The sequence below is a fragment of the Neokomagataea tanensis genome (assembly GCF_006542335.1).
GTDB lineage: Bacteria > Pseudomonadota > Alphaproteobacteria > Acetobacterales > Acetobacteraceae > Gluconobacter > Gluconobacter tanensis.
Genome location: NZ_CP032485.1, coordinates 1946261 through 1970941, shown reverse-complemented (window position 1 = coordinate 1970941; position 24681 = coordinate 1946261). Strand labels below are relative to the sequence as shown.

The window sequence follows — 24681 nt, the reverse complement described above, 5'->3', positions numbered from 1 at the left end:
TACTTACTTAGCCGTGCTGCGCGCGGCTTGTGCCTTACCTGCTTCGTAAACTGCTTCCGGCGTGAAGCCGAACTTCTTTTGCAGCAACGCAGCCGGGGCCGAAGCACCGAAACCGTGCATAGCGATGATAGCACCGCCAATACCCGTGTACCGGTCCCAACCGAAGGCAGAGGCCTGCTCGACAGCAACGCGACCGATGACGTCTGGTGGTAGGACCTCGTCACGGTAAGCTTGGTCTTGCGCTTCAAACAAATCAAAGCTTGGGACTGAAACGACACGAGCTTTGATACCCTCAGCCGTGAGCTTTTCATAAGCATCAACAACAAGGGAAACTTCTGAACCTGATGCCATCAGAATGACGTCTGGCTTGCCTTCACAGCTTGCAAGGACGTACGCCCCTTTCGCCAAGCCCGAAGCTGGCGCATATTTCGTGCGGTCCAACGTGGGCAGGTTTTGACGGCTGAGGATCAATACCGCTGGCTTGTGATTCAGCGGGATCAATGTGCGCCATGCCTCAGCCACTTCATTGGCATCCGATGGGCGGATAGTCATCACTTCTGGCGTCGCACGCAGCTGGGCCAGTTGTTCGATAGGCTGATGGGTTGGTCCGTCTTCACCGACACCAATTGAGTCATGGGTGAAGATGTAAAGAACGGGCAGCTCCATGATCGCAGACAAGCGGATCGGAGCCTTCATGTAATCCGAGAAGATCAGGAAGCCGGAGCCATAAGTACGGATACCGGAAAGCGCGATACCATTACAGATGGAGCCCATTGCATGTTCGCGTACACCGAAATGCAGGTTGCGGCCAGCATAGCTGCCACCCCATTTTTCTGGCTGGAACGAGCCTTCGCCCTTGATATCCGTTTTGGTCGAAGGCGAAAGGTCAGCGGAGCCGCCAACAAGCCATGGCAGGTTCTTTGCGACAGCGTTCAGCACCTGACCAGAGCTTGCGCGTGATGCAACGCCTTTTGCATCTGCAGGATAAACCGGGATGTCTTTGTCCCAGCCTTCTGGCAAACCACCACTCAGGATTAATTCAATTTCAGCAGCTTCTTTTGGAAATTCTGCTTTGTACTTTGCAAAGAGGGCGCGCCACTCAGCGCTGGCAGCAGCACCGCGCTTGCCAATACCCTCAGCAAAGTGCTCCCGCACACCTTCTGGGACGAAGAAGTCAGGCGCATCTTCTGGCCAGCCATAAGCTGCTTTGGCACCCTTAATCTCTGCAACGCCGAGCGGCTCACCATGAGCCGAAGCTGTGCCAGCTTTTTTGGGTGCGCCATAGCCAATGACCGTCTTCAGGACGATCATGCTGGGGCGATCCTTGACTGCGCGTGCAGCCTTTAGTCCAGCCAAAATTGCGTCGACATCATTGCCATCGTCCAGTACCTGAACGTGCCAGCCATAAGCCTTGAAGCGATCAGCGACGTTTTCCGTCAGCGCAAGATCCGTAGAACCCTCGATGGAAATCTGGTTCGAGTCATAAACCCATGTCAGGTTGCCCAGACCAAGGTGACCCGCAGTTGACGCCGCTTCTGACGCGACACCTTCCATCATGTCACCATCACCACAGAAAACTGTGACGTGATAGTTGAACAGTTCGTAACCGGGGCGGTTATAGGTCGCTGCCAGCCATTTCTCTGCCATGGCCATACCGACGGAGTTACCACAACCCTGCCCAAGTGGGCCTGTTGTTGTTTCAACACCTGATGTGAAGCGATATTCGGGGTGGCCCGGCGTACGTGAGTTCAACTGACGGAACTGTGAAAGGTCTTCTACCGTCAGAGCTGGGCGGTCCACGACCTTCCCGTCTTCAATATCTTTTACGCCGGTCAAATGCAGCGTCGAGTAAAGAAGCATCGAAGCATGCCCGATGGACAACACAAAGCGGTCACGTGCTGGCCATAGCGGGTCTGCCGGGTCGAAATTTAGATCATGCTGCCACACTGCATACATGGCTGGTGCCATTGCCATTGCCGTTCCGGGGTGACCGGAATTGGCGCGCTCAACACCATCCATGGAAAGGGTGCGGATCGTATTGATACCGAGTTGGGAAAGAGTGCTCATCGGTACTGAATCTCCGGCTCATGAAACGCTGAAGGGACACTATGTCATACGCCCCGCGTTTTCGTCCTCTCTGGGATGGCGCGATATGACAGGAAAGGCAATGGTTCAGCTGTTCGCCTTTTCGTGAAGCACGCATTCGTGCACCCCAAAACTGCCATTTAAACGCTATCCTTGCAAAAAATTCATTCCTGCATTGTATCTAACGCGCCTTTAGAGGCGACATATGTCATTGCTTCAGTTCTCAAATACACTCTTTGCACCCACGCCCGGAACCCGCTAGGATTCATCTTGTGCCGAGCGTCCGCACGGTTTTCTTTTTGCTTACCTGTATGAAACAGCTCTATGACCGCCCCTCAGATCCAATTCTCACCAGAACAGATCATTGCGCTCTTCATCGAAGCCGCCCGCTCGGGCGATCTGGACCTGTTGAGCCAGTTCCTCACCGCTGGCATGACCATTGATGCCGCCGATAGCCGTGGGTACACGGCCCTAATCGTAGCCGCCTATAACGGCCACGAAGAAGCTGTACGCCTTTTGCTGGAAGGCGGCGCTGCACCTGATTTTGTGGACCTCAAGGGCGCAACTGCCCTCTCAGGGGTTGCTTTCAAGGGCTTTATTTCAATCGCCCGACTCCTCTTGGAGCACGGTGCAACGATTGATCATGCCAACCAAGCAGGCCGTACCCCGCTCATGTTTGCCATTATGTTTGGCCGCGAAGACATGGCCCGTTGCCTGATTGAACACGGCGCGTCGCCCGATACGCGCGACGCGGACGGAATTTCAGTACGTGAAATGGCCGATAAGCAAGGCTTGTCGGCCTTGTTCTCCGATACAACACATTAATTTAAAGTCTATCACATGAGCCGCTTTTGGAACGCTCAGGTCCATGACCTGCACCCTTATATCCCGGGTGAACAGCCCCGCATTTCTAATCTATTGAAGCTCAATACAAACGAATCGCCCTATGGTCCCAGCCCGCGTGCCAAAGAGGCCGTCTGTGCTGCTGCGACTGACGACCTGCGACTATATCCTGACCCGCTTGCATCCGATTTGCGCGCCACAATAGCGAAATTGCACGACACAAGCCCGGATAACGTGTTTGTCGGTAATGGGTCCGATGAGGTTTTGGCTCATGTTTTCCGCGGCTTGTTCCATGATGACGCCCCGCTCTTTTTCTCGGACGTGACTTACGGCTTCTATCCTGTTTTTTGTGGACTTTTCCGCCAGCAGTCGCGGGAGTTCCCGCTTACGCCCGATTTCCGGATCGATATTACAGCCTACGATACACAAGAGGAACGTGACTGCGGCGGCATCATCGTTGCAAACCCCAACGCAAATACAGGTCTAAGCCTTTCCCTTGACGAGATCGAATCTTTAGCACGCCGACACCCCAACCGGGTGGTCGTAATCGACGAGGCCTATGTCGATTTTGGTGCGGAAAGCGCAATCCCACTTACGAAAACCCTCGACAACCTCTTGGTTGTGCAAACTCTCTCTAAATCTTACGCGCTCGCTGGCCTACGGGTCGGCTTCGCTATCGGTTCTGCCGAACTGATCGAAGGCCTCAATCGCGTTAAAGACAGCTTTAATTCCTACCCTTTGTCTCGTACATCGCAGGCAGGAGCCATAGCCGCACTCGAAGATCAGGCTTGGCTAAAAAACATCACGAACCGTGTCCAAAACACGCGAGACTCCCTCATTCCGGCGCTTGAAAATCTCGGCTTCCAAGTTCTGCCATCTTGTGCCAATTTCATTCTTGTACGCCACTCGGCGCACCCAGCCGGTACACTTGCTGCCCAATTGCGGGAGCGAGCTATTCTGGTAAGGCACCTTTCAACCCCGCGTATCCGGGACTGGCTACGCATCACGATTGGCACGGATGAGGACAGCACCCGCCTAACGGACACGCTGAAAGACTTACTCCAGCCACAATCGTGAACTCATGGGCTATTTAGCCCTCAAGCGATCATGACCCCCTTCGGAGGCTGCTTTGGATCGCCTGTTTCTCAGGCTGTCCTGTTTGTAGTCCGCCGTTTCGTCAGCCGAAAGCTGACGAAAAAACGCGTTCTCCGACGTTACGTGTAGAAAGACCAAGACCATGCGTTCATTCCACGGACAAATGTCCGACAACCAACCCATTCGCCGCAACACCGCTGAAAAAGAAAAGCAGTTGCGCGATCTTAAAGAAACACTGGCGACGATGAAGTCGCACACTTCCCCGGCCCTGAAAGAGAGCATTCAGCGCCGTATTCGTGAGCTGGAAAGCGAATTACGCGCCGCCGCACGGGACAAAGCCACGCGCGCAGCCAATAAGGGCACAGAAGCGCAGCGTCCACGCCGCCCGCGCCGTGAGACAATCCGCTCAATGTAAAAGCATGGTCTAAGCGATGCGCCCGGCCGCCAGCCACGCATCGCCCATGCACTGCAACCGGAACGGCTGCATGCCATCTGTTTCGGTTAAAACATAAAACGCCGTATACTGGCCCGTGGGCCTACCTGCCCGGCTACGCAATGCATTGAACACAGTTCTATCTGCCGTCATGCATGTTTCGTCCCCTTGCAGAGGCTGGTTCCACAAATCCAGCACTTCAGGAACACGTGTCCGGTCGAGCATTAGGCAGTTAGGGTCTACAAACCCACCGAACCGCTCGCGGAATACCCCCCGCCGGGACCAACAGACTCCCACAAATCTTCGCAGATGGGCCGTAACGTTTTCGGATGGACAAAATGCCGGCCAGACCATGCCCAGTCATGGCCCTCTATTGCCTCAAGCATAGAGGCCAGATGCTCGGGCGCCCACCAATTATCATCGTCCAAATAAGCAATCCGAGGGGCATTGGCGAGTTGGCTAAGCACGGAGCGTAGTACACCGCCGTCCCGCGCACGTCCAAATCCACCATGCCTTTGGGATGTCGAATAGCCCGGCCACAATACCGAAACGACGCAATTGGACGGGCGCTCTGCACACGCACGCGCGAGTAACTCATTGGCATGATCGTTATTGAGGCAATCAACCCCAATCATAATTTGAATACGCTTTTGCTGCCCCGCCGGGAATTTTTGCGCAAAAATAGAGTGCAAAGCATGAAAAAGCGAAGGACGCAGCAAACTCGGCATCACCACCGCCACATCGAAAGGCTTTTGGCCCATCTCCATCTGATCTCCATCAGCATAGAAATGTAATCCAGGCTGCATCGTGACGTCCTTTTTCAAATTCTTCTGCGTATCCTTAAGGCGAAACCATACAAAAAGCTCCAACCTGCACAAGATTTTCTCCTCTTGCACTTCCGTCATCCAAAGACCACCATAGAAAGAGTATTTTAATGTATTGCCTAGAGGTCTGGACGTGACGACGCATTCTTTTACCCATGAACAACTCTTGGATCGGTTGGGTGAAACCTCCGTACGTGTTGGTCTAAACATCCAGCCCGGGCAACAACTTGTCATCACTGCACCTCTTGATGCTGTGGCTCTTGTCCGCCGCGTTACAGAACATGCCTATCGCGCAGGTGCATCGCTCGTAACAACATTCTACGCTGATGACGAAACGACACTCGCACGTTACGTGCACGCGCATGACGACGCTTTCGACACAGCACCAACTTGGATGGCAGACGGTATCGCCCGGGCATTCCGTGAAGGGGCTGCGCGCTTGGCAATTACCGGGGCTAACCCAACCCTGCTGGCGGGCCAAAACCCTGAGCGCATTGCACGCGCCAATCGTGCCAATTCAGCCGCCAATCGTCCCGCCATGGAACTCATTACCCAGTTTGCTGTGAACTGGAACATTATTGCATGTGCAACGCCAGCTTGGGCCGCGCAGGTATTCCCGGAGCTTCCGGCCGATGAGGCTCTTGAAGCGCTGTGGCAAGGTATTTTTGCATCTTCCCGCGTTGATAGAGAAGACCCGGTCGCTGAGTGGAAAGCACACAATGCACGGCTGAACACACGCGCCGAGTACATGAACACTGCGCGCTTTGATGCCCTGCACTTTACGGGGCCCGGCACTGACCTAACGGTTGGTTTGGCCGATGGCCACCTCTGGGCAGGCGGCGCGGAGCTGGCCGGGAACGGTGTGGTCTGCAATCCCAACATTCCCACCGAGGAAATTTTTACAACGCCGCATTGCGCTCGCGTTGAAGGCTATGTCTGCAGCACCAAACCGCTCTTTCACCAAGGCACGCTTATTGACAACATTGCCGTCCGCTTCGAAGCGGGTCGCATTGTGGAAGCAACAGCAAGCAAGGGTGAAGACGTGCTCAAGCGTATTCTTGACACGGATGAAGGTGCGAGCCGGATTGGTGAGGTCGCGCTGGTACCGCACTCATCGCCTATTTCTGCAAGCAACATCCTTTACTGCAATACGCTCTTTGATGAAAACGCCTCAAGCCATATTGCCCTCGGGCAAGCCTACACAAAATGCCTGACAGACCCTGAAGGACAGAGCACCGAAGAGCTAATCGCGCGCGGTGCGAATGACTCACTCATTCACATTGATTGGATGATCGGCTCCGACAAAATTGACGTTGATGGCATTAAGAACGGCGAGCGTACGCCCCTGATGCGTGCTGGTGAATGGGTCTGATCATGCATAAACGCTTCGCTCTACTCAGCCTTTTGGCTTTGGCTTCAATCACTCCTGCCTGCGCTCAAAGCGCAGGTGACATGATGGGGACGCCCCAAGCCACCGCGAGCTCCGCTCCTTCGGCACAAACTTTGGCCGACGCACAGCGCGTAGCAGCCTATGTTTTGCCGGAAACCTTTTTTACACACGCTGCTGATACGCTAAATGCGCTACAAGCTGCTAACATCCAGCCGCCTAACACACGTGGCGCTAGCTTGAACGATGTCATTGACCGGACGGCCCAAGTCCCACAATTGCCAACCCTCCTCCAAAGCCACGGTTTTACCGTCGAAAGCTTTATTCTGGGAATGTCGGCCTTCAACATGACCATTGCGGCTAGCCAGCACCATTTACCTCCCAACATCCCACAGCCTGCTGCTCAAAACCTCACAGCGATACAAAATCACCCGATCCAAACGAGTGCCATTATGCAAGCCATGAATGGCATGCAGCACTGAACACCCAGCGCTACAAAAGACCACTCCATGTTTTTCAAACTTGATCCTGCTAAATTGCCTGCGCTTGATATCGTGGGCCTAGCAACCAGCGGATTAATCGTGCGTGCTGAGCGCGAAACACCCGCTGATGGCATCCCCGCTTTCATCACGCGGCCAGGCTGGGAGGAGCTTTTAACATCTCATGCGGCGGACGTTGAGAATGGCTCGGCTTTGGTTCTGCCACCGCTTGAAAAGGCTGTGCAGCGTTTGCTTGCCCATGCGGCACAAAGCGCGAGCGAGGAACAAAATTTTGCTCCCCTCGTAACGCTTGAAAGCGATTTATTTGCAAGCGCCCCATCGCTGCTCGTTATGTTTGTGCGGGACCAATCACACCCGGTCGCCTGCGTATTAGTAGGAACAGAAGAGCACATCGCAACCACCCTTAAAGGCAGAGCACAAACACTCTAAGACGGCTCAGCGTTACCGGATAAAAGCGGGTGTATAAGAATATCCGGCCAACGCTGACCAGCTTTTATAAAATGAAAATGGACACGTACGAGTTGCGGCAAGCTCGTACTCGACCAAGATTTATGCCACCCCATGCTACCATCCGCCATTCCGAAATAAGAAAAATCCACCCCCTGAAGCCCGCTTATCAAGATTTCTTCTTGATACGCTTCATCTGGTCTTGGGCAGCGGGTCCGCACATATGTGCGCCAGCGCAATACAAGTTGTTTTTTGGCATTCACCCCTAATCCTATTTCTGCTTCGTGCGCGTAACCACCCCCTTGCGCCAACCAGCTTACCGCCCGCAAACGATCTCCTTCCCCGGTTAGCGATGGGGCACCTCCCTCATCGCTGATATCTGCACGCGTCAAGACACGGCGCAGCACATCTTCAGTATCTTGCGCCTGCTGCACCGATACGGAGAGTTGCTCCCCGCTGCGCCAGCCCCGTGTCCCGACGCCAATCCCCGTCCAAAGCGCTAAAGACAACAAGCCAAACACAACCAGAACGACCATAATTTCGAGCAGGGTGAAACCTGAATCGGGGTGTGCAGGTTCGGTCATGGCGCTTCCACCGCATCCCGGACCAAACGTTCGGAAAGTGCCACTCCATGCCCGGCGCTGCCCCATTCAACCCTCACGTCAATCTGATAAAGAGCTAAAACACGGCCACCCGCGGCGTGGCCTTTCGCGACCTGCCTTGTCTCAATTTTGCTCTGGAAACCCCGCATCAACGTAACACTGCGCTCACCGGGCGTTAAATGAGGCAAAGCGGCCTCTGCAGCGAGTTCTGAACGTGCCAATGAGACGGCCTGAAGCTGATCCACGGCCCTGCCCTCACCCGACAGACCTGCTGACAAAGCGCCCATCATTGCAGCAAGAGCCAATGCAGCAATCATTAACGCCACAATGACTTCTAAAAGCGTGAAGCCTTGGTCTTTTTTCGCTTCGTCGTTCAATTCTGCACCTGAATGCGGCCGGTCAGCGCACTTAACGTCACGCGTGCCGCATAACGACCATAACGCAAAAGAAAAGACGCTTCTTGCGCGCTTCCATCCGCAAAAAAGCGTGCTGTTATTATCGGCTTATTTTGCTCGTCACGAATTTGGACAGGTGTCCGCAAATCAGATGTTACCGCAAAGGCACCGTCTGTCACGGACACGATGTGAGTGCGCGTATCCAATTCGAACGTCACGTCCTTACCGTGTAAAACGGCCTCTCTCCGTGCCGCTTGCAGCGCTGACAAAATGCGTAACTGCCCATCAGAAAATGTCATCGCATCATTGCGCAAAGGACCGCGTGTCAGCACAAGCCCTATAAGAAGGCCCGCAATAACTAAAACGACCATCATTTCTAGCAAGGTAAAGCCTGCGTCACGCTCCTTTCGTGTTTCCAAAGTCATCAGCACAGCCCCTAATGCGCCAGATCGTTGAGGCTGAGCATAGCAAGGAGCAGTGCTGACACGATGGCCGCCACGACCAAACCCATTATGATCGTAATTGCAGGCACAAGCACGGCGAGCAGGCGTTGAACAGTTACCCGCACAGCTTCCTCATGCACATCGGCTGCCCTGAGAGCGATAGATGCCAGTTGCGCTGTTTCTTCTCCTACACGCAAAAAATGCGTCATCTCCTGCGGGTAAAGCGCGTCTTTCTCTAACGAAAGGGCGAGGCTTCCTCCCTCTCTGACCGCACTTGTGGCTTTAACCAACGCCTGAGCACCAGCGCGATTACCCACTACTCCGCCAACAATGCGAAGCGCCCCAACAAGCGGGACACCGTTGTGCAGCAGCGTTCCAAGTGTGCGTGTCAACTGGGCTGCCATGACGTTTCGAAGCAGCGTTCCGATGATTGGGCCCTTTAAAAGAGCATAATCAACGCGCAACCGTATTTCAGGGCGCTTCAGGAGCGTCCGTGCACCTAGTACTGCTGCAATAATCATCAGCAGAATAACCGCGCCCCAATGCGTTAAAAGATCACCGGCGGCTATGACGATGCGTGTCATTACCGGCAGCGCTACGCCATTTTCTTCGAAGAGCGGAACGAATTGAGGCAGGACATGCGTTAAAAGCAGCGCAACTGAGCCAGTAGAAGCCACAAGCAACACGGTAGGGTAAATCATAGCAGACTGAATGGTCGTTGTGAGTTTACGCTCACGCTCCAGCAAATCCGCCAAGCGTTCAAGCGCGTCGTATAAAGCACCCCCAGCCTCACCCGCTCGCACTAGCCCAACGTATAAACGCGAGAAAACTCCCCCCGCATTTTCTAACGAGTCAGCAAAAGACGCCCCGTCACGCACACGGTCACGCAAACCCGTTATGAGAGTTCGTATTTTGTCAGACGGCGCTGTTTCACCCAAAAATTTTAAAGCCCGATCTAGGTCAAGACCAGCCCCGAGCATTGTCGCGAGTTTACGCGTAAAATCAGCGATCTCACTTTGTCGAAAACGTGCCTTACGCAGCACGCTGAACCAAGAGGAACCGGTGCTATTCAACCCCATTTTTGACGCGGGACGGACCTCAAGTGCCATCATTTTCTTTTGGCGCAGAAAAGCCAATACCTGAGCTTCATCAGCCGCAGTGCGCTCCCCCGTTACAACAACACCTTCAGAGTTAACGGCTCGGTAATGCCACACACTGCCCGGCATGTCTGATGCGTTGCTTTGGGACACTTCACTTACCCCCAAAGCATTCAGCTTTCAGAACCAACCGCACGACTTACCTCTTCAAGGGTTGTTTCACCTTGAAGAGCAGCCATTAAACCAGCGCGAAACATTGTTTCCATCCCTTCTTCCATGGCGGCAGCCTCAATCTCCACATGATCTGCTCCCGCTAGGATAAGCCGCGTTACAGCCTTTGATGGATTGAGATATTCCGCAATTGCCAACCGCCCACGATGCCCGGTGTGACGGCACTCAGGGCAACCTGTCGCCTGCCACAAAGTATGCCCAGAATGCGTTTCCAACCCCAGACGCTCTGCCAACTCCGGCATCATCGGCGCAGGTTTACGGCACGAAGTACACAAACGGCGTACAAGACGTTGCGCCAAAACACCGCGCAAAACTGCCGTTAGGAGGTAGTCTTCCAACCCCATGTCGCGCAATCGAGTAACGGCTGCAGCGGCAGAGTTCGTATGTAAGGTAGACAGCACTAAATGCCCTGTCAGTGCAGCTTGTACCGCTATCTGTGCCGTCTCCAGATCACGGATTTCACCCACCATGATCACATCCGGATCCTGACGCAAAATAGCCCGAAGTAAGCTGGAAAAATTCAAACCGATTGCGGGTTTGACCTGTAGCTGGTTAATACCGCTCAGCTGATACTCAATCGGATCTTCGACCGTCATGACATTACGCTCGGTGGCGTTAAGACCAGATAGCCCCGTGTACAATGTCGTCGTTTTACCGCTACCAGTAGGCCCGGTGACCAGCACAATGCCGTTTGGCATGTCCAAGGCATTTTTGAAGGCGTCAATGATTGTCCCAGACAGGCCCAGCTTGGTATAATCGAAACGTACTGCTGTACGATCCAACACACGCAGCACGACAATTTCTCCATGCAAGCCCGGCACGGTTGACACACGGAAGTCCACCTCATGCCCGCGTACCGCCAGTTTAATACGACCATCCTGCGGCAGACGGCGCTCTGCAATATCCAAACGTGCCATGATTTTGATGCGTGAAGTTAAGGCCGCGGTCATACGCGGACTCAAGCTTTCAGCTTCATGCAAAACACCATCATAGCGGTAGCGCACCACTAAGCGGTTTTCATCTGGCTCGATGTGAATATCCGAAGCTTTATTCTCAACAGCCCTAAAAATGATTTGGTTTACGAGCCGAATGACGGGCGCCTCACTCGCAAGATCTTTCAGGCGATCGGTATCATCCTCTGCCAAATCATCGGACGCAGACTTTTCATCGTCAGCTGGCTCTGTGTCTTCTTCGGGGTATAGGCGGTTTAAAGCAGCATCTATGTCCGATAAGCGCCCCGCTTCACGGCACACCTCCCGCCCCGCGGCAAGACTGATGGCATCCGCCGTGAAATCATCTAACGGGTCCGCCATGACCAGATGCAGCACAACTCCATCATCATAGACGGGAACAACGCGTGCCTGACGCATGAAACGGCTGCTTAATAATTCTCCGCAAAATGGCTCTTCAAGCGCTTCAAGTGCGTTGGCTGGAACGAGAGGCCTACCAAGCATAGCAGCATATGTCTCAGCCAAGTCAGCCTCCGTGACCAGACCAAGTTGAAGCATGACAGCGGCTAGCCCCTGACTACTTTCCTGAGCGACAGCTTTGCCACGCTCAACGACGCGCGGATCACACACACTGCTCTGAACCAGCCAGTGTCCTAAATCATTGCTGGTTTCAAAAAGAGCGGCATCATTCATTATCAGAGCATCTTTCATACTTGCCGCAGTTAGTCTCGTACGGCAGGGTAAAGTATATGAGCATCTTTTCTCTTCCAACAGACCATTACGCTATATTTCTGTTGGTAGAGCCTACATTAGTGTTCTTAATTCTATCCCCGATTATCGGTAGTTTTCTTGGTGTTTTAATCCGCCGAATTCCTCTTAGTCAGCCCTTCATGGTCGTACGTTCTGAGTGCGAAACGTGCTTGAAACCACTGCGACCGTGGGAAATGATACCAGTCTTTTCTTATCTATACCAAAAGGGGCGCTGTCAGAATTGTAAAGCAAAAATCGCACCATTCCATCTGCACATAGAGCTTGCTGCGCCTATCGTTCCTGCATTCGTCGCAGTCGCCTCCTTCTGGACCTATTCCCCATTATACTCTTATGCCTACCTCGCTTGGAGCTGCTTGTTAGGGTGGGTGTTGCTGGCCCTCATATGGATTGATATTCGTCATTTTCGTCTGCCAGATATTTTAACTCTACCACTCCTCCTCGCGGGGTTGGCGAATGGCCTGTGGCTGGAACTCGCTACCGCTGACAACTTTCATATCTACGGAGATATTCTTACGGAACGCCTTGCAGGCTGCCTGCTAGGCTGGGGCTTTCTTACGGCGTTGGCTAAGCTCTACAAGCACGTTAGGGGCCGTACTGGGCTTGGCGCTGGAGATATTAAACTGGTTGCTGCGGGAGGAGCTTGGCTTGGCCTCAACGCCCTACCCGCCACCATTTTCTGCGCCGCTATACTGGGAATTCTACACGTTGTTGCCCGTCATTTGTACCAACGTCACGCGTCTTGGTCCCAAGCCATTCCTTTTGGTCCAGCTTTGGCTCTTTCAATCTGGCTGATATACCTAATATCTCCTCATAGCTTGTAAGAACCGACTTGCGCCGGAAAGACAAAACTATCAAAATCACTAAGCTGTGGTTTTCAAATATATTGTTTCATTCAGCGCATTAGGTACTACCTAGCGCATAGGAGTATTACAGGCAGATGACCGGCTCTCGGACGATCAATAGCTTTCCTATGCTGCCGGTTTTTTTACAGTGGTGGCGTGAACGCCTATCGGAATGTTTGCCTCATTTTTTACAAACACAGCAAAATGAAACTGTTTTTAATGTATCAGCTGATGGTTCATTGGCCCTGCCTCTCGGTGAATTACAGGTCAAACGTCCTGCAAAACGTATCCGAATTTGGAGCCGTGCCCCTCGCATCGTACTAGACCTTCCCGCAGGCAGCATCCTTAAAAGGCGCATAACACTCCCCGATGCAGCACGCTCCAACCCCGTAAACGCGGTCCATTACGATCTTGATCGACTCACACCCTTTCAGCCCGAAAGTATCGTATGGTCGCTGGACAATACCCCTCAACCCGCACCAACTGGCTTTATTGCTTTTGACCTTTTAATAGCCTCAAAAAAAACTTTCGAAGCTGCATTAGAGAAACTGTCACAAGCTGGTCTTTCCGCAACGCATTTGCGTTCATCTCTCCGAGCTGGAGGCGGACATTTTACACTTCCTCTTACTGCCCCGCAGGCACTACGTAAGCCACAACGAAAATTTTTGTACCTTCTGATAGCAGCCTTGGCCTTAGCCCCTTTTGCCTTCCAAGAGATACAACTCTTCCGCGTTAACAACGCCCTCTCCTCTTTGGATAGTGGGCGCGCTCATGCGGAGGCATTGCAGCATAGCATTTTGTTGACGCAGCTCGGCCCTTTAGCTGTCCTCCAAGAGGAGAAACACAATGGGATACCCCTCGTCACGCTCCAAAACCTGACAGATGCGCTACCGGATGATACTTACCTCACTACATTGCGCTTAAAAGGGCGGCAGCTCTCCCTTGAAGGGCAATCCAAAGAAGCTGCGCGCCTTATCGTGACTTTACGCCAGACTGGAAATTTCTCTGATGTTTCTTTCTCCGGACCGGTCGTCCGTTCGGATAATCATCAAGCGGATCTCTTTTCATTGAGTGCCACCGCTACAGAAACCCCACGGCAATCCGCAAGTCAGGCCGCGCCATGACATTTTCAACGACATCTCATCATCCAAACCTGCCCACCGGAAAACGCGGTCGGGTCTATGCAGTGCTTCTCGCATTCCTGTGTTTTGTTTTTGGGGTTTTGATCGTCAAAACGCTTATCAGCACGTATCAAAATACCCAAGACACCCTCACTGCACAGCGCGCCATTCTGGCCCGCACACAGCACTTGATCAGCACTATTCCGCGTCTCGAAAAGCGTGCCCAACAGGCCGATACGCAAATGATGCAAGCCACTCCGCTGCTCAGAGCGCCATCCGATGACTTGGCATCAGCACAACTACAAGAAACTGTGCATACATTGTCAGATGCTCTAAGCTTGCCGTTGACCAGTCAGGAACCTCTTACCCTGCCACGAAAAGGGCAATTCCAAACTGTAGCTTTACGCATCGCGTTTACGGCCCCTTGGGCGACGACTGTCCAATTCCTTGCTAGCCTTCAACAAACACAAACTCCTCACCTTCTTACTGAAGACCTCCAAATTTCAACGACAAATGGCATCATGCCCGATGATGCTGCCATACACGGCCAGTCCGTTGACGTATCCCTGCTGATTGTGGCGCTCCGTAGCCCCGACAAGACAACTCGTCCTTCTTCCCCATCATCTCATCCTCAGAATTGGTAACGCCGCGTGATTTTATTTCCGAACCTTCGCGTCTCTGAGCCAAATGTTCGCGCTCTTTTGCGCACAGGCACTCTTTCAGCATTTTCACTGACGGCACTTCTCGGCGGATGCACAGAAACACAAAGACATCCAAGCCCAATCCCCATCGCACCGGGGGCTTACGGTCAGACGGCTTCCCCGCGTATTGACGGCCCGATTGAGCCTACACCCACAGCTCGCGGCGGGATTGTGAGTTACGGGCGTGCCTCCGCTCTCAATAGCCCTGATGCAGATAGTGTCCGTAGCGACGGCAATATTTCCCTGAACTTTGCTGACACAGATATTCGTTCAGCCACCGATCAAATTTTAGGTTCCGTTTTAGGCGTAAACTATATGGTGGACCCGGCAGTGCGCGGGACTGTCACCATGAGAACAACACGCCCGTTGCGTCACGATCAGGTTTTAAGCGTTTTTCGTTCCGCATTGGCCGGGGCCGGTGCTACTTTGATCTATGAAAATGGTCTTTACCGCGTTGTCTCAAACTCATCTTCAGCGGCCAACGGAATGGGGGCCAATATTCCCGGCGCACCGGGCGGTGGGGGGGACGACCAAGGTGGAACCATTATCCCCCTAAGGTACACCTCTGCCGAAAGCCTCGTTAAAGCGCTGCAACCTATCTTGCACAGCAATGGTCACCTCGTTGCAGCACCCGGTGGAAACGCGGTTGCCGTCTCTGGCGACCCCGCAACCCGCGCCTCCCTCATAGACATGGTTCAGACCTTCGATACAGACATATTGGCCGGTCAGTCCTATGCAATGTTCCCAACGGAAAGCGGAAGCGCACAGGAGCTTTCACAGGCTTTGCAAGCGGCACTGGCAACGAAAAAAGGGCAGGCTTTCACTGACCGTATTCAGGTCATCGCCATGCCTCGCGCTGAGGCCGTTATGGTTATTGCCTCTAATCCGCGCTTCATTGACAATGCGCGCCGTGCCTTTAACACCATTGAAGTCCAAAGACGCCGTTCTGTTCGGCGCTGGAATGTGTACTACTTGCAAAATGGTCGCGCCAATGACGTCGCCTATTTGCTTCAGCAAGCATTTACACCAGACCATGTTACCGCGACGCCTTCCACCAAGATGAGCGTGCCGAACAGTTCATTTTCAAATAACAGTTCGAACAATTCATCCTTAGGCCTTGGAAATACGCAACAGAGTACAAATACGGGCAATTCCCTACTCGGCCAAGGCGGGAATACAGGCAACAATAACGACCCTAACAGCCAGAATGGAAATAACGGCTCAAACAATCAGTCAGACAGCCTCTCCAATAACCCACTACTGGGCGGCCTAGGCAATAGTAGCGGAAGCAGCAGCAACGATAGCTCGCGCGTCCGTATTATTCCCGATTTACAGAACAACGCCATACTCGTTTATTCCACACCGGAAGAGAATGATGCGATTACGGCGATGCTCCGTAAGGTGGACATCATGCCGCTTCAGGTCCGCGTGGATGCAACCGTTGCTGAAGTCACCCTCAACGACAACCTGCAATACGGTACGCAGTTTTTCTTCAAGTCAGGGGGCGTAAACGGCGTCTTGAGCAACGCGACCCAATCTCTTGGTACGTCAAGCCTTGTTTCATCGGCCTTGTCCAGCTCCTTTCCTGGCTTCGTCCTTGGCGGCTCAGCCAGCGGCGGCGCACCTTTCGTGATCAACGCGCTCCAAGCCGTAACATCAGTGCGCGTTTTGTCATCGCCTGAACTGATGGTTGTCGACAATCAGCCAGCCTCTCTTATGGTTGGTGATATGGTGCCCTATCTTACGGGGTCCACGACTGGTGTTTTGACGACTAATTCTACGGTCACAAACTCCATCAATTACCAGCCTACGGGCGTTATTCTCCAAGTCACTCCGCATGTCAGTAATGGTGGCTTGGTGACGCTGGATGTTTCTCAACAAGTGAGCTCCGTAGCTTCGAGTACGACATCCACCGGTAGCGGCTCAATCAACAGCCCGACATTCTCTCAACGCCAAGTGACTTCACGTGTTGTTATTGCAGATGGTCAAACGGTAGGGCTTGCGGGCCTGATCTCTGACCGCTCCGAACGTGGCAACCAAGGTATTCCATGGCTTAAAGATATACCTATTCTCGGTTTCCTCGGCGGAACACAAAACAACACGCGGACGCGGACGGAGCTCTTGGTGCTTATCACGCCGCATGTCATTCATAGCCAAGGTGAAGCGCTATCCCTTACGACCGATTTGCGCGAACATCTCTCACACGCAGCTATTACACCAGATGATCTGAACCATACCCCGATGAGCGGATCAGCTGACCCGCAACATCGTGTACTCAAAGCCATTGGCCTGCACGATTAACAAAAAAAGCACAGGGACGATGCTCCCTGTGCTTTTCGCTAGTCGTCAGTACCGTTTTAAAACGAATTATTGGTTGCAGATCAAAGCGCTTTCACCGCCTGCGCTACCATTTGGGCCACGCGAGCAAAGGTCATATTCTTTACCCTCACGCTCTGATGGTGCCCTGTAAACATAAGGATGATTCCAAGGGTCTAAAGGCGCGTTGCTCTCTTTCAAATAAGGCCCGTTCCATCCTTCGGATGTACCCGGTCTATGTACCAAAGCGTCAAGACCATCTTCTGTTGATGGATATGAGCCTGTGTCCAACTTGTACATATCTAGCACGGAACCAATTCGGGCGATTGACTGCTTTGCTACAGAGACCCGGGCATTGCCCAATTGGCGCAGCGCAGCGGGAGCAACCAAACCCACTAAAAGTCCTAAAATTGCCAGCACAACGAGAATTTCTAATAGCGTGAAACCCTCATCATTACGTGCGTCGTCTTTGAAACGATCTGTAAGCAATTTCATGACTAACCTTTCCTTTTATGCCACCAAAAGGCTACACTCTAAATATTGTTCGTAGTGTAAGCTGCGTATCTAATAAGACATTCACCCTACGACAGGTTTCGTCCACCGCAAAGTAGGACGTCCTGTATTGTTGCAAAGCGATACATCATGCCTGCCCCGCTTTTTGCCTGCATGCTTGCCGCAGCATTGCGCTACAACATCCCTGAACGAGTTTTACCCGCCATCTGGCAGGTAGAACACGGGCGCGCGGGTTCTGTTCACTCTAATTCCGACGGCAGTTTTGACATGGGGTTGATGCAAATTAACTCCCTATGGATCAAACCTCTCGCCCAAATTGTACATATGTCTCCCACACAAACGGCCGCCCGTTTAGTGTCGGATAACTGCTTCAATCTTGCAGCATCAGCGTTAATTCTGCGTAGCTTTTTAAATGAAACGCACGGCAACCTCATGGAAGCAATCGGCGACTATCATTCTCATACGCCGGCGCTTAATCAGCATTACCAGCAGCGGATTATAAATGAAGCGCGCAAACTTTACGGAGGCGGCACCCGCTAGGGCGCGTTCGCGGGTACAGTTTCCCACCGCAAAACATGCCAAGGTTCAGGTTCTGCATCTGGCATCAGAACTATATGCGCTCTACGCCTTTGCGTATTATTCCCGTTTTGTGCCATCGCCTCAACAACAACGCTCACCCCTCCTCCTAAAGACGGGGACTGTGATGACCATGTTGTAACATTCTGGTTGTTGGAACGCCCTAGCCGCGCAAGAGCAGATTGAACAGCTGGCACAGCACCTTGTGCTGTTGGGTACTGCATTGCAGACAGGGAAATTGACGGAGCAATTTTGTGAATAATGGCCTCCCCTACGCCGGGGAGAGCAGCCATATCGTCGAAGCTATGAAATGGCCCATGCGTGAGAGAGCATTTATTGCCCATGTCCGCAGGCCCCATATTTATGGCCGGCGGTGCCGCGCCTAAAAGAGGGTGTCCACGCCAATTAAACAATGCAGCCGCCGCTCTTTCAGCATCTTGCGTAGGAATGCCACTACTTTGCATGACAGCAGCAAGCAAGTCCTGCGTTACAAGGCTCGGATTAACCTGCCCGCGCTCCAACTGCACACGCGTCATAATCCGAAAAAGGCCGTCATCCCGCTCATGCCAGTTTCCTATCCCTGCGGGAACATGCGGAGAGGACAAAATGAGCGTATAAAGCTCCTGACGAATTGCACTGTCCGTAGTCAATTCAAGCATTGCTTGTTGTTGGTATGCGCTTGCCTCCACCACCATTGTGCGGCCTTGAAGCAAAACATGCGTACCGATCAGCGCTAGGAAAGCGAGCGTCCAGAGCACCAAAAGCAGAGCAAACCCGGCATCATTTGAGCCTGCTTTAACAGGGACATGCGCCTTAGGTTTGATCACCCTTATTTGCTGGTAGATGTGCCACCAAAAACGCAAGACGCTCCCCTGCCCGAATTCTTATCTTCGCTTACCTTGCCAGAGCGTCATTGTTAGAGCCAGACATCACTTTGACTTTTATTGCAGAGGTTGATCCGTCAACGTCTTAAGAAACACCACTATTGCGGCCCGATCATGCTCGCTTAGTTGGGGTTTCTCCCCTTTTTTACCTCCGAACGGCGCATCTGTGCGGTCTAGGTTGTCTTGGTATTGTTTTGGTAAGTCATTGGGGGCATCGCTGCCGTAAAACCGTTCTGGCTGGACATCTCTTAAAGCATAAAAGTCCAGAACCTGCTCTAGCGTATGGTAGATACCATTATGGAAAAAAACATGTCGTGTCGCGCTGTTTCGAAGAGTTGGGGTCGCGAACATACCGCAGTAAGCAGAGAGCGTCTTTCGTCCATTTGGCTCACGGTCACAAACACCTAAGTCATAATAGTTAGGGTTGTGATTAAGAGTAATCGCCATATTCCTCGGGACACCTAATGCCTCGTACTGGTGATCCGTAAAAAGAGGCGGAAAGCCTTCAGGGGTAGGCGTATCGAGGTGGCAGGCGCCGCAATTCCCGCGTTTGGGGTCATTAAAAGCCAGATAGCCCTCTGTTTCTTGAGCGCTGAATTTGGCCTTACCCTCGAGCCACAAATCAAACTTACTATTGTAAAGGTGAAAGCTCTTGGCTTCGATTTGGTAACGCGCCAGCGCGAATAGAGCCTCGCTTAATAACAATTCTGGCGCCTGCCCGTCTGGTATCCCTGCTAGAAGGCGTAGGTTTTTTGCATACGGTGCACGCCCGAGATAGGTTAGCGCTTGTTTATGCGTCTCGGCCATCTCGGCAGGATCAAACAAAGGCCCCTCCGCCTGAGCTTGCAAAGTATCCGCTCGACCATCCCAAAATAGCCCGCCTTGGGGCACCATGTTCGCCGCTGATGACGATGTGTTACTGGCGCTTTTTGAGCCTCTATTCGTGGCACTTGTAGCCGTTGTATCGCTTAACGTTGGGGCCGTTTCTGAAACGGCATTATCTGGCCCTATGCTAAAATTCGGCCGACGCTCCGCATAAGTCAGAGTGGGAACAGCCCGGCGCCCCTGCTGATCCAGCCCGAGACCTCCCAGGAAGACAGATCTTTCCCCCGGAGGGCCATAATGCTGTTCTGGCGCATGACAAGATGCACAGGACATACGCCCGGAACCTGATAAATTTTTGTCGTAAAAAATGATCTTGCCAATTTCCGCCATCGCCGACAGTGGCGCGTCAACGGGGCGGTGTAAGGTCACAGGGCAAGGATTACTCCCATCGGCCGCCGGAGCGCAACGCGCTAAATCCTGCGCATGGGCAGTCGAGACCGTGTCGAAAAAAGCCAAAGTAGTGCAGCTCATAATGAGCTGCACCGTGAAGATGAATTTACGCATAGAACTTAGTTAAAAAAGGCCAAAAGCCAAGATGGTAACAGCCCTGACAGAAAGCCCCACAATCCGCCTTGCGGCGCTGGTGGTGCGGGTGGGTTGTCATTTCCTGCCGGGTCATGGTGCGGGTGATGCTCTCCGTTATGCTTGATATCGCCTGTGTTCTCGTCAAGGATGAGAGTCCCTGTTTGCGGGTCCTGACTAAAATCAAACAACTCGTCCAGCGACCCGGCCTTTGCATCGAACGAGCCCTGACCCAGACGTTTTCCGTCAAGCCAGTTATCTTCGATAAACTTTGGAACAGAAGCCTGTGACGTCAACTTATGGCCGACAAAATTCGTACGCGCCCACGGAGAAACCACGATAAGAGGAAGACGCGTTCCTGGCCCGCAGCGCCCGTTGACAGGTTTTCCTTGCACGCCTTTTGGTGCTTCGCCTGTGCCGCAGACGGCATTACCATTCACCTGATCAACGGATGCAAATGAACTACGTGTGGGCGTAGTATATGCATGGTCGTACCAACCGTCAGAGTCATCATAGGCGATGATGACAGCTGTATCACGCCACTCAGGACGTTTCTGGATAAAGTTGATCAGCTTCACAACGCCTGACTGCTCATCAAGCGGATCTGAATAGCCAGCATGGCCATCCTGATACGCCGGCATTTTCACGAAAGATACGGCCGGGAAGTTGTGAACTTTAACTGCGGAATAAAAATCTTCCAGATCGTATTCGTGGTTAGCTGGTTCTGTCTGCTGCGAGTCCGGAACGATACTATAGCCAACAGAATGCATCGAAACTGGGCGTGCATGTGTCGGGTTAGATGTGGATGCGTAATATTGGAACCAGTTATGGTGCGGAATGTAATCCGCAACATTCTGAGAAACGATGGTAGAGTAGGTTGAACGCTGGCACGACGTGGACCCGTCCGTATTGACGGCGCCAAGGTTGAACCCCCCCATGAAGCCGCCCCACGTGATACCGCGCTGATTCAATAGATCACCGATATTGTGGCCAGTCATGCTTCCTTGATCCGTCGCCGACGAACAAACGTCGTAAGACGGGTCAATATCGTTGATCATTGTATAACCGCCCTGCCCGTCATCCACAAAGGCAGATGACTTCGTAGCCGTAGCGGGCTTGGCTGAAGTCATACGGATTTTCAGGCCGTTCGTTTGCCCTGACACAACCTCTAATGCACCCGGCGTTGAAGGGCCGTAAGTGTCGCTGTAGCTGTTATCGCTCATCGCGAAACGCTGAGCGTAATGCCAATACGCCGTTACAGTGTTGCCATCATAATATCCAAGAACCTGCCCGGAGGTGCCAAATGCCCCCACTCCGCCAGACGAACCACGCCCCGTATAAAGGGGGAATAAATCGGCGTTGCCATTATCGTAGGCACGCTGCTCGGCTGTGTATGCGTGGTTCTGGTCAGCTGTGCTGGCCTGAGAACGATCCAGGCGAAACGGCAGTGCAGCGCCGCTTCCATTTGCCGGATTAGTGTTGGGGTTTTGAGACAGCAAATTTGACGAACGAAGATTATTTACAGTTGGGGTATGTTCTGAAGCTGTAAAAGAGGGTTCACCAGTCGGGTTTGCCGCGTGGGGGTAAGTCCCGAAGTAATGGTCAAACGAGACGTTCTCTTGATATATGACGACTAAGTGCTTGATCGGTGTACGTGTTGGAAACGAACGAGCACGGTCATGCACCTCCGGGCTGGGCGTACCACTTTGCCAATCAAAGTCGCCATCAGCCGCGCATACTGCACCCACACTGAACACGCTGAGCATTAAAGCCGTTGAAAGCGCCAATTTTGATCGTTTTACCAACACTTTGATCACCTTTAAAATTCTTACGAGCCTTAAAGGCTCACATTCGTGTTGTCTGGCCTGCTCAGACGCGCACTCCCTACAAGCTTACGGGACGAAACGCTTATGAACATTTTATGAATCTGACAATCCCAACGCAACCAAACACCAAGAATTAAGGAAATCACCGAGTTATCAAACAATAAATTAAATTATATATTTTAACAACACGTATTAGTTGCCAATTTTTACTTGCGGATGATTTGCATTAAAGACTGTTTTGGGAATTATATTTTGTTGTTCGTCTCCACGACGAAGCTGCACTGCTTGTGGCGTGACAGAAACAATGTGCCAGCCGTTAATATCCGCACCTGCGCTCAAGTTTAATGCCCCTAATGCTTGCGGTTCACCCGCGAAAATAGCCGTCCAACCATTTTTACTCCCGACAATACCTGTCACGACGGGCAAATCATTCTGTGGCTGGTCAATATGCTTGCCACGGCGCGTAGGCTCAAAAAGAGGCCGTGTCATGATTGTGCTTTGGTCCAACGGGCCCGAAACTTGCGCGTAGCTTTGTGTATTGCAGCACCCAACGAAAACCACACCCAGCATAATTCTTATGTGATACTTCATGCGCCGCACTCCCAATCCGAATGTTTGGTATAAACCATAACCCGATCACCGCTGACACCATAACGGCTCTTCAAAAGCTTTTGTCATGTAGTCCAGAAAAGCAGACACCCTGACAGGGCGTAGCGCGCTTCCCGACATGACCAGATACAGGGCGATATCAGACACCCGCCATTCTGGTAAAATTTCAATAAGCCTGCCATCGCGCAGCCCTTCCCAAATCATAAATTCAGGAAACAAACCAAAACCGAGCCCCGCCTCTACAGCTGGAAGAAATGCTTCTGCGTTGTCCGATCTCATACGCGCTTGCTGGGCCAGCACATGCTCGCGCCCGCTAATCTGGTGCCTGAGGCGCAACATGCCCGGCGCTGAATTATTAGTGTAAACAAAGCTCTTAAAATCAGCGAGCTCCCTCGGATGTTTGGGATAGCCAATCTGCTCAAGATATTGCGGGGCAGCCACAAGCATCAATCTAACACCACAGAGCCGCCGCACACGTAGGGCTGAATCTGCCAAAGATGCTATACGCAATGCAACGTCGTAGCCTTCCGCGACAAGATCGACCAACGAGTCACTAAAATCGATATTGACGTCTATATCTGGGTACTGGGTCAAAAATTCGGGCAAGAGCGGTGCGATGTGTTTGATACCAAACGCCATTGGCGCGGTCACTCGAATAAGACCTGACGGGCTGAGCGTTCCCCCTTTTGCCTCATTCTCTGCCGCTTCAGCTTCGGCAATGATACGGTTAGCATGCCCTATGAGTGAGCGCCCCACTTCTGTCAAAGACATCTGCCGTGAGTTTCTACTGAACAGCGCAACACCAAGCGATTGCTCCAAACGGCTTACGGCTTTGGATACCGTAGGCTTGGAAAGCTGCAATTCATCTGCGGCGCGCGTAAAAGATCCGCGTTCGGCCACTTTTGCAAAAATCGCCCATCCCTCGAAATCTGGCAATCGCATTGCTACGCCCTATCATCAAAAATTGGAAACGATACGTTTATTTTATTTCTATATAATAACTACAGACTCAAAGCTACAGTGATCATCAAACAAAGACGACGCCTAACTAGGAGACAACAGATGATCGAACTACGCCCTTTTGCATCTTTGGGTCACGCCAACCATGGCTGGCTCGACGCCAACCACCACTTTTCATTTGCCAATTACTACGATCCACAGCGCACCCATTGGGGCGACCTGCGCGTGTGGAATGATGACACCATCGCTGCAGGAACAGGCTTCGGTAAACATCCGCACAAGAACATGGAAATTATCACCTATGTACGCGAAGGTGCCATTACCCATGAAGACAGCCTTGGCAATAAAGGTCGTACAGAGGCTGGGGACGTTCAGGTAATGTCCGCCGGGACAGGCGTCTTCCACAGCGAACACAATCTGGAAGATACAACCACGCGCCTGTTCCAAATTTGGATTTTACCCAACAGAAATGGCCACGCTCCATCTTGGGGCACCCGCAGCTTTCCCAAAGGAGAACGCTCTAATCAGTTTACTATTTTGGCCTCGGGATTTGAGCAAGACACTGACGCGCTGCGTATCCACGCAGATGCGAGAGTTATCGGAGCCACTATCCGTAAAGGTGAAACCATCGAGTACCCTCTTGGCGAACAGCGCTTGGGATATTTAGTCCCTGCTACAGGTTCGGTTGAAATTGAGGGGACGCATGTTCAAACGCGTGACGGGGCTGCAATTTCGCAGACCAAAATCTTGAAAGTACGCGCTTTGGAAGATGCAGAAGTTGTGCTCGTGGACACAGCCTACAACGTATAACACTTATACAAAC

26 protein-coding genes are annotated in these 24681 nt (G+C 52.5%); 12 read left to right on the top strand and 14 right to left on the bottom strand.

What is annotated here, in order from left to right; all coding sequences use genetic code 11:
- Window positions 1-3: 3 nt before the first annotated feature.
- A complete protein-coding gene (gene tkt / locus D5366_RS08960; protein WP_141493181.1) occupies window positions 4-2067 on the bottom strand; it encodes a transketolase in 2064 nt (687 codons plus the stop codon).
- 342 nt (window positions 2068-2409) lie between these two features.
- Between tkt and D5366_RS08955 the strand changes: the two genes are divergently transcribed.
- The 3 genes from D5366_RS08955 to D5366_RS08945 all read left to right on the top strand — a co-directional run bounded on the left by D5366_RS08955 (window position 2410) and on the right by D5366_RS08945 (window position 4438).
- Window positions 2410-2910 carry an ankyrin repeat domain-containing protein gene (locus tag D5366_RS08955; protein WP_141493180.1) on the top strand — a complete coding sequence of 167 codons (501 nt, stop codon included), beginning with the start codon at window positions 2410-2412 and terminating at the stop codon, window positions 2908-2910.
- Window positions 2911-2925: 15 nt separating this feature from the next.
- Window positions 2926-4005 (top strand): histidinol-phosphate transaminase, encoded by a 1080-nt coding sequence (gene hisC, locus D5366_RS08950; protein ID WP_141493179.1) that lies wholly within the window; start codon window positions 2926-2928, stop codon window positions 4003-4005.
- A 160-nt stretch (window positions 4006-4165) separates the two neighbouring features.
- On the top strand, window positions 4166-4438 hold the full coding sequence (locus tag D5366_RS08945; RefSeq protein ID WP_141493178.1) for a hypothetical protein: 273 nt from the start codon (window positions 4166-4168) through the stop codon (window positions 4436-4438).
- Between the two features lie 9 nt (window positions 4439-4447).
- On the opposite strand, the gene D5366_RS12035 is transcribed toward D5366_RS08945, so the two are convergent.
- Together D5366_RS12035 and D5366_RS08940 are read right to left on the bottom strand one after the other, a co-directional pair.
- Complete coding sequence (locus tag D5366_RS12035) at window positions 4448-4681, bottom strand: hypothetical protein (RefSeq protein WP_240775231.1); 234 nt, start codon at window positions 4679-4681, stop codon at window positions 4448-4450.
- Window positions 4682-4695: 14 nt separating this feature from the next.
- A complete protein-coding gene (locus D5366_RS08940; protein WP_240775230.1) occupies window positions 4696-5262 on the bottom strand; it encodes a glycosyltransferase family 2 protein in 567 nt (188 codons plus the stop codon).
- Between the two features lie 151 nt (window positions 5263-5413).
- On the opposite strand from D5366_RS08940, the gene D5366_RS08935 reads away from it, so the two are divergent.
- Genes D5366_RS08935 through D5366_RS08925 form a run of 3 tightly spaced genes read left to right on the top strand, consistent with a single transcriptional unit; the run spans window position 5414 to window position 7596 of the window.
- The gene (locus tag D5366_RS08935) at window positions 5414-6652 is read left to right on the top strand and encodes an aminopeptidase (protein ID WP_205839579.1); all 1239 of its coding nucleotides are present in this window, start codon (window positions 5414-5416) and stop codon (window positions 6650-6652) included.
- A gap of 2 nt (window positions 6653-6654) precedes the next feature.
- On the top strand, window positions 6655-7149 hold the full coding sequence (locus D5366_RS08930; protein WP_141493176.1) for a hypothetical protein: 495 nt from the start codon (window positions 6655-6657) through the stop codon (window positions 7147-7149).
- Window positions 7150-7176: 27 nt separating this feature from the next.
- Window positions 7177-7596: a hypothetical protein gene (locus tag D5366_RS08925; protein WP_141493175.1), complete on the top strand. Its 420-nt coding sequence runs from the start codon at window positions 7177-7179 to the stop codon at window positions 7594-7596.
- Here D5366_RS08925 and D5366_RS08920 read toward each other — a convergent pair.
- The 5 genes from D5366_RS08920 to D5366_RS08900 are packed head-to-tail and all read right to left on the bottom strand — an operon-like array spanning window position 7593 to window position 12025.
- Window positions 7593-8198 (bottom strand): prepilin-type N-terminal cleavage/methylation domain-containing protein, encoded by a 606-nt coding sequence (locus D5366_RS08920; RefSeq protein WP_141493174.1) that lies wholly within the window; start codon window positions 8196-8198, stop codon window positions 7593-7595. The two genes, D5366_RS08925 and D5366_RS08920, sit on opposite strands and share 4 nt — an antisense overlap.
- Complete coding sequence (locus D5366_RS08915; RefSeq protein ID WP_141493173.1) at window positions 8195-8593, bottom strand: prepilin-type N-terminal cleavage/methylation domain-containing protein; 399 nt, start codon at window positions 8591-8593, stop codon at window positions 8195-8197. The genes D5366_RS08920 and D5366_RS08915 overlap by 4 nt, the downstream gene beginning before the upstream one ends.
- Window positions 8590-9036: a GspH/FimT family pseudopilin gene (locus D5366_RS08910; protein ID WP_141493172.1), complete on the bottom strand. Its 447-nt coding sequence runs from the start codon at window positions 9034-9036 to the stop codon at window positions 8590-8592. The genes D5366_RS08915 and D5366_RS08910 overlap by 4 nt, the downstream gene beginning before the upstream one ends.
- Window positions 9037-9047: 11 nt before the next feature.
- A complete protein-coding gene (locus tag D5366_RS08905; RefSeq protein WP_170211072.1) occupies window positions 9048-10304 on the bottom strand; it encodes a type II secretion system F family protein in 1257 nt (418 codons plus the stop codon).
- A gap of 20 nt (window positions 10305-10324) precedes the next feature.
- Window positions 10325-12025, bottom strand: a complete 1701-nt coding sequence (locus D5366_RS08900; RefSeq protein WP_141493171.1) for a GspE/PulE family protein — start codon at window positions 12023-12025, stop codon at window positions 10325-10327.
- 56 nt (window positions 12026-12081) lie between these two features.
- Here D5366_RS08900 and D5366_RS08895 point away from each other — a divergent pair, with 56 nt between their 5' ends.
- From D5366_RS08895 to gspD, 4 genes are all read left to right on the top strand, one after another.
- Window positions 12082-12924 carry a prepilin peptidase gene (locus D5366_RS08895; RefSeq protein WP_141493170.1) on the top strand — a complete coding sequence of 281 codons (843 nt, stop codon included), beginning with the start codon at window positions 12082-12084 and terminating at the stop codon, window positions 12922-12924.
- A gap of 116 nt (window positions 12925-13040) precedes the next feature.
- Window positions 13041-14069, top strand: coding sequence for a PilN domain-containing protein (locus tag D5366_RS08890; protein WP_141493169.1), 1029 nt, complete (start codon window positions 13041-13043; stop codon window positions 14067-14069).
- The gene (gene gspM, locus D5366_RS08885; protein ID WP_141493168.1) at window positions 14066-14710 is read left to right on the top strand and encodes a type II secretion system protein GspM; all 645 of its coding nucleotides are present in this window, start codon (window positions 14066-14068) and stop codon (window positions 14708-14710) included. Before D5366_RS08890 ends, gspM begins: the two co-directional genes overlap by 4 nt.
- 6 nt (window positions 14711-14716) lie before the next feature.
- Window positions 14717-17068, top strand: coding sequence for a type II secretion system secretin GspD (gene gspD / locus D5366_RS08880; protein WP_141493167.1), 2352 nt, complete (start codon window positions 14717-14719; stop codon window positions 17066-17068).
- Between the two features lie 66 nt (window positions 17069-17134).
- Here gspD and gspG read toward each other — a convergent pair whose 3' ends face one another.
- On the bottom strand, window positions 17135-17578 hold the full coding sequence (gspG, locus tag D5366_RS08875; RefSeq protein WP_141493166.1) for a type II secretion system major pseudopilin GspG: 444 nt from the start codon (window positions 17576-17578) through the stop codon (window positions 17135-17137).
- 147 nt (window positions 17579-17725) lie between these two features.
- On the opposite strand from gspG, the gene D5366_RS08870 reads away from it, so the two are divergent.
- A complete protein-coding gene (locus D5366_RS08870) occupies window positions 17726-18136 on the top strand; it encodes a lytic transglycosylase domain-containing protein (protein WP_141493165.1) in 411 nt (136 codons plus the stop codon).
- Here D5366_RS08870 and D5366_RS08865 read toward each other — a convergent pair.
- From D5366_RS08865 to D5366_RS08845, 5 genes are all read right to left on the bottom strand, one after another.
- Window positions 18133-19035, bottom strand: a complete 903-nt coding sequence (locus D5366_RS08865; protein WP_141493164.1) for a hypothetical protein — start codon at window positions 19033-19035, stop codon at window positions 18133-18135. The two genes, D5366_RS08870 and D5366_RS08865, sit on opposite strands and share 4 nt — an antisense overlap.
- Before the next feature lie 78 nt (window positions 19036-19113).
- The gene (locus D5366_RS08860) at window positions 19114-20445 is read right to left on the bottom strand and encodes a cytochrome-c peroxidase (RefSeq protein ID WP_240775229.1); all 1332 of its coding nucleotides are present in this window, start codon (window positions 20443-20445) and stop codon (window positions 19114-19116) included.
- 5 nt (window positions 20446-20450) lie between these two features.
- Entirely contained in the window at window positions 20451-22229 is a 1779-nt protein-coding gene (locus D5366_RS08855) for a phospholipase C (RefSeq protein WP_141493920.1), read from the bottom strand.
- Window positions 22230-22481: 252 nt separating this feature from the next.
- Entirely contained in the window at window positions 22482-22880 is a 399-nt protein-coding gene (locus tag D5366_RS08850; RefSeq protein WP_141493163.1) for a hypothetical protein, read from the bottom strand.
- A gap of 45 nt (window positions 22881-22925) precedes the next feature.
- Window positions 22926-23840, bottom strand: coding sequence for a LysR family transcriptional regulator (locus D5366_RS08845; protein ID WP_141493162.1), 915 nt, complete (start codon window positions 23838-23840; stop codon window positions 22926-22928).
- A 120-nt stretch (window positions 23841-23960) separates the two neighbouring features.
- Here D5366_RS08845 and D5366_RS08840 point away from each other — a divergent pair, with 120 nt between their 5' ends.
- Window positions 23961-24668: a pirin family protein gene (locus D5366_RS08840; protein WP_141493161.1), complete on the top strand. Its 708-nt coding sequence runs from the start codon at window positions 23961-23963 to the stop codon at window positions 24666-24668.
- The last annotated feature ends 13 nt before the right edge of the window (window positions 24669-24681 follow it).